Genomic DNA, 13167 nt, shown 5'->3' on the forward strand with positions numbered 1-13167 from the left:
GTCACGCCCAGCGAGGTGCCCGCAGAGCATAGGTCTTGTAGGCGTCGCCGAGCGCGGCGCTCAGATGCTGTTCTTCCAGACGAACCTGCACCTGCATCAGCACTTCGCCAGTCAGGAGCGCAGCAAACGTCACCGCATTCGGCAGCACCATGAAAAGGCCCACCAGATTTGCGCGCATGCCCAGGAAGATTGGGTTTCGAGACAGCCGGAACAGCCCCCCCTGCACCAGCGGCGGCTGCTCACGCCTGTCGATCCCGATCCGCCAGGACCTGCCCATCTGCAACTGCGCCGCCACGATCCAGACCATCGATATCGTCAATATTGTCCAGCCGCCGACCTTGACAGGCTGCAAGCTTAGCCAGTCGAGCGGTGCGATCAGGCGCTCCGGGACACCGAACGCCAGACCGCCCAGCATGGCGAGCAGCGCCAGCATCAGGACTTTGAACCAGGCTCCGATCAGCCCGTAGGCGCTGTCGTCACGGGGCAGCACGAGCGGATTGACGCCATGCCGCTTCCAGACGCGCCACGTAGGCCAGGCGAACGCCGCAGCGAAGAACAGCAGGTAGTAGAGGAACAGGGCGGTGGGCATCGATTATCTCCTTCACGTCCGTGCTAACTCCTCTAGCGATTAGAGGGTCAAGGCGTTACTTTCGAAGAATGCCCATCCCCGGTCCGGCCCTCAGCATAGGCAAGCTCGCCCGCCTCACGGAGGTGAAGGTCCCCACCATCCGGTTCTACGAGCAGATCGGCCTGCTGCCGGAACCCGACCGCACGGACAGCGACCGGCGTCTGTACGGTGAGCCCTCGGTTCGGCGGCTATCCTTCATCCGGCACGCCCGCCAACTCGGCTTCTCCGTCCAGGCGATTCGCACTCTGCTGGCTTTGGCGGACGACCCAGACAGGCCTTGCGAGGAGGCGAACGCTCTGGCCTCCGAACAACTCGCTGACGTGGAGGCGAAGATCGCTCGTCTGGCGGCGCTACGAACTGAGTTGCAGCGGATGGTGGCGGCCAACTGTCAGGGGCGCGCGGGCGACTGCCGCGTCATCGAAGTCCTTGGCGACCACGCCCTGTGCGAGCACGAACACCAGCGGCCGATCACTCTGGCTGAAATTTGACGTCGGTAATGGGTCGCTCCATCGCCGGGCGCATCGCACTGGCCCGCCACCGATTTCCGGCCTCAGATCTCCGCCGTACGCAATGCCGATCTTGGTGAACCCTCGCCCGAGAGGGAAGCGGAATCTATAGCCCCAGTGTCGTGCGCACGTCGCGCCAATCGACATATTTGAAGTTCTGGGCGCCGCCGTCGTTGAGGTCGTCCTGGATCACCAAGACGCCTTCGGGGAAGGGGCCGGCCGGGCCGCTGGCGGCCGCCAGGCCGTCCGTGCCGGTGACGCCGTCCACCGCGCCGTCGACGACCTTGAATCGGCCCTTGTATTGCGGCGCGGCGCCGTCGATGCGCCAGACGGGGAAGGTGGAATCGCCCTGGCTGGAGGCGATCAGATAGCGGCCCGAGGCGTCGGTTATGGTGGTCAGGCCTTCGGCGTCGGCGACCAGGATGTCCTTGGCGATGGGCTGGATCAGGGTGCGGGCCGCGCCGGACGCCGGGTCCAGGCCATAGCGCCACAGGCCGACGTTTTCCTCGTTGATATAGAGGGCGTCGCCCGCCTCGTCGGCGGCGCAGCCTTCCGAGATGGAGCCGATCTCGGCCGTGCGGACCAGGCGGGCGGTCGGGCGGCCGGCGGCGTCGGCGCTAAGGACGAACTGGCGCAGTTCGCCTTCGTGCCCGACCAGGATGGCGTGAACCTCTGGACCGCGACGGGCGAAGCAGAAGCCGTAGGGCTCGACCACGTCGGTCGCCACATGGCCCCAGTAGCGCACCGCGTTTGGACCCGTCCCGGCCGGGTCGAAGACATAGAGCGAAATGCCCGTCCGTCCAGGCGTGCGGTCGCTGGCGCCCAGCACCAGCTGCGGGCGGCCATCGATGGACAGGCCCTCGACCGCATCGACATTGTTCAGCAGCCCCTCGGGCAGGAACTGAAGGATGCGGCCGTCGAAGCCGTAGATATGGAGGCCCGACTTCTTGTCCGTGCCGGCGACGAAGCCGGGCGTGGTCTGGCCCATCACCATGACGGGCGTGGCGTTGGCCCAGACGGCCGGGTCGTCGGCGGCGTCCTGGCCGGGGGCGCCGACGGGCGGGGTCTCCAGCACGGCGTGGACCGGCGCGCCGGGGCCGACGAGGCCGGCGCCTTCGCCCTGGAAATCGACTTCATGCGCGGCGCAGCCGGACAGCAGCGACAATAGGGCGCAGGCGGTCGGCAGGCGAAGGCGAGGGCGGCGCATGGCGGGCTCCGAAACGGTGTGCGGGCGTCCTGTCGCCACGACGCCGGCCCGGTCAACGGCGACGTCGTGACGGTTCGACGTCGATTCGATGACCAATGATCCGACAAGGGATCAATCGTCGCGGTGCTGTCGGACAATCGCGAAACGGGCGTCGCGCAACCGTCGCTTTCGCGTCGTCGCCAAAGGTTAAGGGCCGCCCCCATCGGCCGAAGCGAAACGTCGCGGACCGAGGGGGACAAGAGATGAAGCTGAACCTGCTGATGAGCGCTGCGCTGAAGCCTGTGCTGATGGCGCCGATGATCCTGGCGCCGATGGCCGTCGCCGCCCACGCCGAGACCGCCGACGCCGTGGCCGTCTCCGCCGCCGTCGCGGGCGACGTGATCTACGGCCGGGTGACGAACGCCTCGGGCGCGCCCCTGCCGGGCGCCGAGGTCGTGGTGCGCGGGTCGGGCCAGCGGGTCGTGACCAACACCCAGGGCGAGTTCACCCTGCCGACCGCGGCGGGCCAGATGGTTCTGGACGTCCGCTACCTGGGCCTGCCGTCGGCCAGCCAGACGGTCGTCACCACGCCCGGCGAAGACGCCAATGTGGCCATCGTCCTGGGGTCCGCCTCAGCGACCGACGTGGCGGACGTGATCGTGACCGGCGTGATCACCGACGGCGTGGCCCGCTCGCTGAACCAGCAGAAGAACGCCGAGGGCACGGTCAACGTCCTGTCGGCCGACGCCATCGGCCGCTATCCCGACCCGAACGTGGCCGAATCGCTGCAGCGCGTTCAGGGCATCGCCATCCAGCGCGACCAGGGCGAAGGCCGCTACATCAATGTGCGCGGCGCGCCGTCGTCCTTCACCGCCGTGTCGGTGGACGGGGTCGCCATTCCCGCCGTCTCGCCCTCGACCCGGGCGGTCGATCTGGACACCCTGCCGTCCGACATCGTCTCGACCGTGGAGGTCTCCAAGACCCTGCGCCCCAGCCAGGACGCGGACTCCATCGCCGGCGCCGTGGACATCAAGACCCGTTCGCCCTTCGACAAGCGCCGCCTGGCCATCAGCGGCTATGCGGGCGGAAGCTATAACGACTACGGCGGCTCGGACACCCGCGCGGGCGCCACGGCGTCCAACGTCTTCGGCCCGAACGAGACCTTCGGCGCCCTGCTGTCGGTCAGCTATTCCGAGACCAACCGCCGGCCGGACAATGTCGAAAACGCATGGATCTTCGATGATCGGGCGACCATCGGCAGCGGTTCGTCCGCCAGGGCCAACCCCGCATTCAATCACTATGTGCTCGAAGAATCCCTGTTCAAGGATTACGAGACCCAACGCACGCGCAAGGCCGTGACCGGCGCTCTGGAATGGCGTCCCAGCGACGCGCTCAAGGCCTGGGTGCGCGGCTCGTTCGCCGAGTTCAACGACGACGAATATCGCGACACCCTGCGCTTCACCTACTCCGATGGCACGGCCAGCGGCGCGGTGACGGACCAGGCGGCGACCTACACCGGGGCCCGCATCTACAAGGCCCTGCGTCACCGCGAGCAGAACAACCAGATCACGACCCTGAACGCGGGCGGCGAATACACCTTCGGCAACGGCGCCGTCTGGGACGCGACCCTGGCCTGGGCCAGGAGCGAGCAGACCTATCCGCATCGCGACGAGCTGGTCTATCGCTCGGGGTCTCAGACCCTGAGCTACAATACCGCAGACCACTACGCCCCGACCTATTCCGCCTTCACGGAACCCACCGGCTATTATCTGAACGCGGCCAACTACAGCTTCCGCGAAAACACCTTCCGCACGAACACGACCGAGCAGGAAGACGTGTCGTTCAAGACGAACTACGAACTGCCGACCGTCATCGGCGGCCGCGACGTGACTCTCAAGTTCGGCGCCAAATACAGCACCCGCGACGTCAGCGCCGACGAAGAGCGCTTCCGTCATCGGAGCACCGACACCAATCCGGCGCCGCTGGATCCGGGTTCTCTAGCTTCGCTGCTCAGCGACCGCGTGTCCCAGAACTACGACTACAATCTGGGCTTCAAACTGGATCATAATCTGGTTTCCGACTATCTCGGCCGCGCGGCCGAGGCGGGGTCCAAGGGCGTCACCGCACGCCGCACGCCCCAGTCGATCACGGCCGACTACACCGCCAACGAGGACATCCTGTCGGGGTACGGCCAGGCGCGCTTCGACATCGGCGCGACCAATGTCCTGATCGGCCTGCGCGTCGAAAAGACGAGCTTCGAAGGTTCGGCGGTCAATGTGGCGCTGTCCAACGCGCAGACGACGGTCAACGTCGACCGCGACCAGACGGACTTCTTCCCCAATCTGACGATCCGTCACAGCTTCAGCGATCAACTGGTCGGCCGTTTCGCCCTGACGCGCGCCATCTCGCGCCCCGACTACACCGACATCGTGCCGCGCGTGCTTGAGACGACGGAAAACACGCGCCCGACCGTCGCTCGTGGCAACCCCGATCTGCGTCCGACCCTGTCCAACAACATCGACGCCGGCCTGGAATATTATCTGCGTCCGCTGGGCGTGATTTCGGCCAACGCCTTCTACAAGGATCTTTCGAACTACCGCTTCACCCTGATCACCAATAACGCCGTCTATGCGCCTTCGCCCACGGGCTTCGCCGACATCACCGAGGCCCGCAACGCGCGTGATGGGCATCTGGCCGGAATCGAGTTCAACTGGCAGCAGACGTTCGACTTCCTGCCGGGCTGGGCGTCAGGCTTTGGCGTCTTCGCCAACTACACGCTGACGGATGCGGAGATCAAAACCAGCCGCGCCTTCGCCGGGCGGGACACGTTCGCCCTGCCGGGTCAGTCGGACGAGACCTACAACGCCGCCCTGTTCTACGAGCAGTACGGTTTCAGCGCCCGCGTCTCCTACACGCATCGCGGCGACTTCCTGGAGGCGATCAACGCCAAGACGCCGGGCCTCGATCTCTACGTCGAGGGTCGCGGTCAGCTGGACTTCACCGCCAGCTACGACTTCGGCAACGGGGTGGAGGTGTTCGGCGAGGCCAAGAACCTGACCGACAGCGCGGGCGTGCGCTACTACGGCGTCAAGGAGCGGACCTACGAGTACGAGAAGTTCGGCTACAACGTCTTCGTGGGCGTGCGCTTCAAGCTGTAGGCGCGCCGACCGAAGGTGATCGAAGGGGCCGGGCGGCGACGTCCGGCCCTTTTTCGTCGTCCGACCCTCTGCAATTGGTCGAAAGGCGGCCCCATATGGCGGGCAGCGGTTGACCCGTGCGGGGTCGGCGCTAGTGTCCGCGCGCCTTTTCCCGCGCGCCAGAAGACCAGAGGATACCATGGCCGAAGCCACCGCCGCCTACGACGTCGTCATCATCGGTGGAGGCCCTGGCGGCTATAACGCCGCGATCCGCGCCGGCCAGCTGGGCCTTAAGGTCGCCTGCGTGGAGATGCGTTCGACCCTGGGCGGCACCTGCCTGAACGTCGGCTGCATGCCGTCCAAGGCCTTGCTGCACGCCTCGGAACTGTGGGACGCCGCCAACGGCGAGTTCGCCAAGATCGGCATCGAGGTCGAGCCCAAGCTGAACCTGGGCCAGATGCACAAGGCCAAGGACGACAGCGTCACCGCCCTGACCAAGGGGATCGAGTTCCTGTTCAAGAAGAACAAGGTCGAGTGGATCAAGGGCAAGGGCAAGATCGTCGGCAAGGGCAAGGTCGAGGTGACCGCCGCCGACGGCGCCGTTCAGACGCTGGACGCCAAGAACATCGTCATCGCCACCGGCTCCGAGCCGACCCCGCTGCCGGGCGTGGCGTTCGAGGACGGCAAGGTCATCGATTCCACCGGCGCCCTGTCGCTGCCGGCCGTGCCGAAAAAGCTGATCGTGGTCGGCGCGGGCATCATCGGTCTGGAGCTGGGCTCGGTCTGGCGCCGCCTGGGCGCCGAGGTCACGGTGGTCGAGTTCCTGGACCGGGTCACGCCCGGCATGGACACCGAGGTCGCCACCGCCTTCCAGCGCACCCTGACCAAACAGGGCATGGTCTTCAAACTGGGCGCCAAGGTCACGGCCGCCAAGTCGGGCAAGGACGGCGTTGAACTGACGGTCGAGCCGTCGGCGGGCGGCGCGGCCGAAACGCTCAAGGGCGACGTGGTCCTGATCGCCATCGGCCGTCGTCCCTATACGGACGGCCTGGGTCTGGAGAGCGTGGGCGTGACGCCGGACAAGCGCGGCTTCATCGACCACGACCACTTCAAGGTGGCGGATGGCGTCTGGGTGATCGGGGACGTGACCCACGGCCCGATGCTGGCGCACAAGGCCGAAGAAGACGCGGTCGCCGTGATCGACACCATCGCCGGAAAATACGGCCACGTCGATTACGCCCTGGTGCCCAGCGTCGTCTACACCTTCCCCGAAGTGGCCTGGGTCGGTCAGACCGAGGACCAGCTGAAGGCCGCCGGCGTCGCCTACAAGAAGGGCAAATTCCCCTTCGCCGCCAATAGCCGCGCCAAGATCAACCACGAGACCGACGGCTTCGTGAAGGTTCTGGCCGATGCGGCGACGGACAAGGTGCTGGGCGTTCACATCATGGGCCCGCAGGCCGGCGAAATGATCCACGAGGCCGCCATCACCATGAGCTTCGGCGGCGCATCGGAAGACATCGCCCGCACCTGCCACGCCCACCCGACCCGTTCGGAAGCCGTCCGCCAGGCGGCCATGGATGTCGAAGGCTGGATGATGCAGGCCTGATTTTGATGATCCTCCCCCGCCTAGGCGGGGGAGGGGGACCGCGAAGCGGTGGAGGGGGCGAACGCATCTCCGCTACCGATGCTAGATTTGCAGTCGCCGCCTAAGCGATTGGTGCGGCGTCCGCCCCCTCCACCATGCTGCGCATGGTCCTCCTCCCCCGTTTCGCTGCGCTGCTCGGGGGAGGATCTTCAGGTCAGCCCCTTAAGCCGATAGAGCGCCTCCAGCGCCTCGCGCGGGGTCAGTTCGTCGGGATCGACGGCCTGCATGGCCTTTTCCAGCGGCGAGGGGCCGCGCGCCGGCTCAGGCTCGGCGACGGCGAACAGCGGCAGGTCGTCCAGACGCGCGGCGGCGGCCTTTTCGCCCTCCAGCCGCTCCAGCACCGAACGGGCGCGGGCGACCACGGCGCCGGGCACGCCGGCCAGTTTGGCCACCTGCACCCCATAGGAGCGATCAGCCGCCCCGGGCGCCGCCTCGTGCAGGAAGACCAGATCGCCGTTCCATTCCTTGGCGACCATCGACAGGTTGCAGACGTGGTCAAGCCGCGTCTCCAGCTGGGCCAGCTCGTGATAGTGGGTGGCGAACAGGGTGCGGGCGCGGTTGGTCTCGTGCAGGGCCTCGGCCGTGGCCCAGGCGATGGCCAGACCGTCGTAGGTGGCGGTGCCGCGTCCGATCTCGTCCAGCACGACGAAGCTGCGGGGCGTGGCCTGGGTCAGGATGGCGGCGGTCTCGACCATCTCCATCATGAAGGTGGAGCGGCCGCGCGCCAGGTCGTCGCCCGCGCCCACGCGGCTGAACAGCCGGTCCACCACGCCCAGCCGCATCGACCGCGCCGGCACGAAGGCGCCCGCCTGGGCCAGGATCACCAGCAGTGCGTTCTGGCGCAGGAAGGTCGACTTACCCGCCATGTTCGGCCCGGTGACGATGGCCAGACGCGATCCGTCCTGGCCCGATCCGTCCAGCCGGGCGTTGTTGGGGGTGTACGGATCGCCCGCCGCCTTGACCGCCGCCTCGACCACCGGATGGCGACCGGCCTCGACGCAGAAGGTCAGGGTGTCGTCCACGGCGGGACGGACGGCGCCGACTTCCTGCGCCCATTCGGCCAGGGCGGCGTGGGCGTCCAGTTCGGCGAGCGCCTCGGCCACCGCCTGCAGCGGCTGGGCCAGACGCGCCACCTCGCGCCGCCAGGTCTCGAAGGTCTCGGCCTCGATGGCCAGGGCGCGGTGACCGGCCTGGCTGATCCTGGCGTCAAGCTCCGACAGTTCGACGGTGGTGAAACGGACCTGGTTGGCCAGGGTCTGGCGGTGAATGAAGGGGCTGTCGGGACCGGCGCGCAGCAGGCCTTCCGCCGCCTTGGCCGACGTCTCCAGGAAATAGCCAAGGACGGCGTTGTGCTTGACCTTGAACGGCACGCCGGATTCGGCGACGGCGCGGGCCTCCAGATCGGCGACCACACGGCGGCTGTCGTCGCGCAGGGTGCGGGCGGCGTCCAGTTCGGGACGATAGTCGGGTCTGACGAAGCCGCCGTCGCGGGCCAGATGGGACGGCTCGTCCACCAGACCGTCGACCAGATCGGCCATCAGGCGCGACAGGTCGGGCGACAGGCTGAGGCGGTCCAGCGCCAGCGCAATGCGGCGCGGCTGGCCGGTCAGCGGATCGACCTGGCCCACGAACAGGCCGGCGATCCCCTGGGCGACCGACAGGCCGATGCGCGCCGCCGCCAGATCGCGCGGGCCGCCGCGCCCCAGGGCCAGCCGCCCGACCGCGCGGGCGATATCGGCGGACGACTTGAGGTTTTCGCGCAAGTCGCGGCGCAGATCGCGCCGCTCCAGCATCCATTCGACGGCGTCGAGCTGTTCGTTGATGGCCAGGGGATCGCGCAACGGCCGGGCGATCCGTTCCGCCAGCGCCCGCGCGCCGCCCGAGGTGACGGTGCGGTCGATGCAGGCGAGCAAAGACCCTTCGCGCTCGCCCCTCTGGGTCCGGTCGATCTCCAGACTGGCGCGGGTCGCCGGGTCGATGGCCAGGAAGCCGCTTTCGCCCAGCCGGTGCGGCGGGGCCAGGGCCGGAACCTTGCCCGCCTGGGTCGTCTCCAGATAGGCGGCGATCAGGCCCAGCGCCGAGACCTCGGCCTCCTCGAAGGCCCCGAAGCCGTCCAGGGCCGCCACGCCATACAGCCGCTCGACCCGCGCCCGCGCCGCCTGGGGCTCGGCGATGGCGCTGGCCAGGGCCTGCACCACCCCGCCCGAACCGTTCAGGGCGTCGCGGGTCGTCTCGTCGGAATACATCCGGTCGGTGACGAGCACTTCGGACGGGCGGAAGGCGGCCAGGGCCGCGCCCAAATCCTCGACTGCGCAGGCGACGGAATCGACCGCGCCGGACGACAGTTCGACCACGGCGACCGCCGCGCGACCTTTACGCACCGCCACCGCCGCCAGACGGTTGGCGCCGCGCGCGTCCAGCAGCGAATCCTCGGTCAGGGTGCCGGGGGTGACCACGCGGACCACGCCGCGATGGACGACCGCCTTGCCGCCGCGCTTCTTGGCCTCGGCGGGGTCTTCCAACTGTTCGCAGATGGCGACCTTGTGGCCGATGCGGATCAGGCGGGCCAGATAGCCCTCCATGGCGTGGACCGGCACGCCCGCCATGGGAATGTCCTCGCCCTGGTGCTTGCCGCGCTTGGTCAGTGTGATGCCGAGCGCCGCCGCCGCGACCTCGGCGTCTTTGAAGAACAGCTCGTAGAAGTCGCCCATGCGAAAGAACAGGATGGCGTCCGGCTGACCCGCCTTGGCCGTCAGATACTGGGCCATGAACGGCGTCGCGCCCTCCAGCGAAGCGGCGATTTCGGGGGGATGGGAGACGGGCGCGTTCATGTGGCCCTAGGGTGACGGATCGGAACCGACGCCTCAAGCCCGTTCCGGCAGCCTTGCACAGGCTTGTCCCCCCTGCGATAGGCCCTGTCAGGCGGTTTAGGGAACGTGGTCGGACGCCACGGCTGTTCCCGCAACTGTAGGCGGCGAGAGCGTCGTCCGTCCGGGGTCCGTGATCCCGGCGCCACTGGCCCCAGGGCTGGGAAGGCGAGGGCGATGTTTGATGAACCGCAAGCCAGGAGACCTGGCCGCCCAAAGTCGCTCGCCCCTGTCCGGGAACAGGCAGAGGCGCGGTTTCCATCCGTCGCAGCGACCCGATCTTGCGCCGTCCAGCCCCTCGCGGTCTGGCGGGTCGGCTCGCTCATGACGGTCTCTCGCGCGCATTCGCGGGACCGGAAACGGGGATATCGCTCAATGAAGCGTTCCATTCTTCTCTCGACGGCGGCGATGACCGCCGCCTTCGCCGCGCCCGCCTTCGCCGCCCCCTCCGACTCTGGCGACGCGACCCAGCTGGACGAAGTCGTTGTCACCGCCACCCGCCTGCCCGCCGTCGTCGCCGACACGCCCGGCGCCCGCGTCATCGACGGCAAGACCATCGAACAGCGCGGGGCGATCTTTGCCGCCGACATCCTGGCTGACGTTCCGGGTCTGTCGGTGACGCGCACGGGCGCGTTCGGCGGCGTAGCCCAGGTCCGCATGCGCGGCGCGACGCCGGGCAAGACCCTGGTGCTGGTCGACGGCGCGCCGGTCAATGACGCGGCCGAGCCCAACGGCGCCTATGACTTCTCCAGCTTCGAGCTGGCGGACATCGAGCGCATCGAAATCCTGAGCGGCCCGCAGTCGTCGCTGTGGGGCTCCGACGCCATCGGCGGCGTGATCTCCTTCACCACCAAGGAGATCGACGGCCTGCGCGCCGAGGCCGAGGCTGGCAGCTTCGACACCGTGCGCGGTCGCGTATCGGCCGGCGTGGCCAATGAGACCTATGCCTTCAGCGCCTATGCCTCGCGCTTCCAGACCGACGGCATCTCGGCAGCGGACAAGGCGAACGGCAATCCCGAGGCCGACGGCTTCCGCAGCACCACCCTCGGCGCCAAGGGCCGTTACGCCTTCTCAGACGCGGTCAAGATCGACGGCGCGGTGCGCTGGAACAAATCGAAGGCCGACATCGACGGTTTCCCGGCGCCGACCTATGCCCTGGCCGACACCGACGACACCCAGAACAGCGAGCAGTGGTCGGGCTATGGCCGGGTCACCGCCCAGGCGTTCGGCCTGAACCACCAGTTCAGCGTCTCGGCGTCGGATGTGGACCGCACCTCCTACAGCGGCGGCTTCGGCTCGACCTTCAGCGGCGACCGCCAAGCCTACCGCTGGCAGGCGGACGGCAAGGCGCAGGACGTCGACTACGCCTTCGGCGTCGAACGCAATGAAGCCTCGGCCCACCTGTCGTCGGGCCTGTCGCGCGACCTGTCGATCACCTCGGTCTTCGGTGTCGCCCAATACGATGTCGGCGCGCTGAACCTGAGCGGCGGCCTGCGTTACGACGACACCGACGATTTCGGCTCCAAGACGACGGGCCGAGTTTCGGCGGCCTACGACCTGACCGGCGGCTTCATCGTGTCGGGCGCTTACGGCACGGGCTTCAAGGCGCCCACCGTCAGCCAGGCGGTCTGCGACTTCTGCTTTGCGCCGCTGCCCTGGCCCGAACTCAAGCCGGAAACGGCCGACAGCGTCGAGGTCGCTCTGGGCTGGGCCTCGGCCGACGGCCGGTTCGACGGTCGCGCGACCCTGTATCGCCTGAACGTCGAGGATCAGATCACCTATTCCGCCGGTCGCTACATCAACGTGGCCAAGACCCGTTCTGACGGGTTCGAGTTGGAAGGCCGGGCGCTGCTGGGCGGCGGCTTCGACCTGACGCTGGCCTATGCCTGGACCGACGCCAAGGACCGCACGACGGGCGCCCGCCTGTTGCGCGTGCCGGAACACGCAGGTTCGGCGACCCTGGGTTGGACGGGCGACCGGGTTTCGGGCGCGCTGACGGTGCGGGCCGAGGGCGATCAGGACGACTCGGGCGGCTTCTCGACCGTGGTGCGCAAGGGTTTCGTCACGGCCAATCTGAACGCGGCCTATCAACTGACGGATCAGGTCACGCTGACGGCGCGCATCGAGAACCTGGCCGACGAACACTATCAGCAGGTGTTCGGCTACGGCGAGCCGGGACGGTCCGGCTATGTCGGGATCAGGCTGCGCTACTGATCCGGGCGCGGGCGTCGGCGGCGAAGGCCGCCGGCGCCGCAAGCGCCAGGGCCGACCAGTCCAGATTGGGGCAGGGGGCGTGGGCGGCGGCCAGGATGGCGCGCAGTTCGGCGGCCGAGGCGACGCTGGCCACCACCTTGTCCACGCCCTTCAGCGACAGGGCGTAAGCCAGGGCGGCCTGCATCGGGTCGCAGCGTTGCTCGGCCAGACGCCGGCGGGTGCGCGACAGGGCCTGGGCGTGGCTGGCCAGTTCGGGCGGCAGATCCTCGCCCCCCGCGAACAGCAGGCCGTCGGCGAAGACGGACGACAGATGCACGCTCGCGCCGGTGTCGGCGATGGCCTCCAGCACGCCGTCCTGGGCCGCGCGCTGATCCAGCAGGCTGCACGGCACCTGGACCACGTCGGCTTCCAGGCGGCGGGCCAGAAGGGCGGGACCGTCCTCGATCGCGGCGCAAAAGCCGATGCGGCGGAACAGGCCGCGATCCTTCAGATTGCGGGCGCGGTCCCACAGGGCGCGGCCCTCCGCGCCGGCCAGATCGGCGGCGTTGGAGATCAGAAGCACGTCGCCGCGCGGCAGGCCCATCCGTTCCAGCGAGCGGCGGGCGCGCGCCTCGACCCGATCCAGCCCTTCGCTGAGGGCCACGGTGCGGACCGTGACCTGGAAGGGCGAAGGGAAGGGCCAGGCTTGGCCCAGCAGCCGCTCGCCGTCGCCGTCGGGCCGGGTGGCGATCAGTTTGACGCCCGCATCCGCCCCGGTCTGCAGCAGGAAGCGCATCGCATCCTCGCGCGCGCCGGACGGGGCGCTCATGAAGGCGCCCGGCGCGCGCTCGGGCGCGGTCACCACGGCCAGGGCCAGGCGATGGATGGGCGACGACGCCGAAGGTGTGGCGGGGGAATACGACACCCCCGCACTTTGACGCGCAATGCTTAAGGGACGCTGAGCGAGACCTTAAGCGAACCCTACTTATCCACCGCTGATATGCG

Annotated in this window: 8 protein-coding genes and 1 riboswitch; of the genes, 4 read left to right on the top strand and 4 right to left on the bottom strand. The window is 68.4% G+C overall.

What is annotated here, in order from left to right; translation table 11 throughout:
• Position 1 precedes the first annotated feature (1 nt).
• Positions 2-589: a methyltransferase family protein gene (locus B3Z70_RS03745; protein WP_292021175.1), complete on the bottom strand. Its 588-nt coding sequence runs from the start codon at positions 587-589 to the stop codon at positions 2-4.
• Positions 590-657: 68 nt separating this feature from the next.
• Between B3Z70_RS03745 and B3Z70_RS03750 the strand changes: the two genes are divergently transcribed.
• The gene (locus tag B3Z70_RS03750; RefSeq protein WP_292021177.1) at positions 658-1116 is read left to right on the top strand and encodes a MerR family transcriptional regulator; all 459 of its coding nucleotides are present in this window, start codon (positions 658-660) and stop codon (positions 1114-1116) included.
• Between the two features lie 124 nt (positions 1117-1240).
• Here B3Z70_RS03750 and B3Z70_RS03755 read toward each other — a convergent pair whose 3' ends face one another.
• Positions 1241-2341 carry a phytase gene (locus B3Z70_RS03755; RefSeq protein WP_292044708.1) on the bottom strand — a complete coding sequence of 367 codons (1101 nt, stop codon included), beginning with the start codon at positions 2339-2341 and terminating at the stop codon, positions 1241-1243.
• Between the two features lie 242 nt (positions 2342-2583).
• Here B3Z70_RS03755 and B3Z70_RS03760 point away from each other — a divergent pair, with 242 nt between their 5' ends.
• Both B3Z70_RS03760 and lpdA read left to right on the top strand, forming a co-directional pair.
• Positions 2584-5478, top strand: a complete 2895-nt coding sequence (locus tag B3Z70_RS03760) for a TonB-dependent receptor (protein ID WP_292023500.1) — start codon at positions 2584-2586, stop codon at positions 5476-5478.
• Between the two features lie 178 nt (positions 5479-5656).
• A complete protein-coding gene (lpdA, locus tag B3Z70_RS03765) occupies positions 5657-7063 on the top strand; it encodes a dihydrolipoyl dehydrogenase (protein ID WP_292023502.1) in 1407 nt (468 codons plus the stop codon).
• Between the two features lie 188 nt (positions 7064-7251).
• Here lpdA and mutS read toward each other — a convergent pair whose 3' ends face one another.
• The gene (mutS, locus tag B3Z70_RS03770; protein ID WP_292023504.1) at positions 7252-9933 is read right to left on the bottom strand and encodes a DNA mismatch repair protein MutS; all 2682 of its coding nucleotides are present in this window, start codon (positions 9931-9933) and stop codon (positions 7252-7254) included.
• Positions 9934-10009: 76 nt separating this feature from the next.
• A riboswitch (cobalamin riboswitch) is annotated at positions 10010-10196 on the top strand.
• A gap of 148 nt (positions 10197-10344) precedes the next feature.
• Here mutS and B3Z70_RS03775 point away from each other — a divergent pair.
• On the top strand, positions 10345-12183 hold the full coding sequence (locus B3Z70_RS03775) for a TonB-dependent receptor plug domain-containing protein (protein WP_292023507.1): 1839 nt from the start codon (positions 10345-10347) through the stop codon (positions 12181-12183).
• Here the strand turns inward: B3Z70_RS03775 and B3Z70_RS03780 are convergent.
• Positions 12167-13087: an aldo/keto reductase gene (locus B3Z70_RS03780; RefSeq protein ID WP_292023509.1), complete on the bottom strand. Its 921-nt coding sequence runs from the start codon at positions 13085-13087 to the stop codon at positions 12167-12169. The two genes, B3Z70_RS03775 and B3Z70_RS03780, sit on opposite strands and share 17 nt — an antisense overlap.
• Between the last annotated feature and the right edge of the window lie 80 nt (positions 13088-13167).

The organism is Brevundimonas sp. UBA6550 (genome assembly GCF_002434505.1).
Taxonomy (GTDB): domain Bacteria; phylum Pseudomonadota; class Alphaproteobacteria; order Caulobacterales; family Caulobacteraceae; genus Brevundimonas.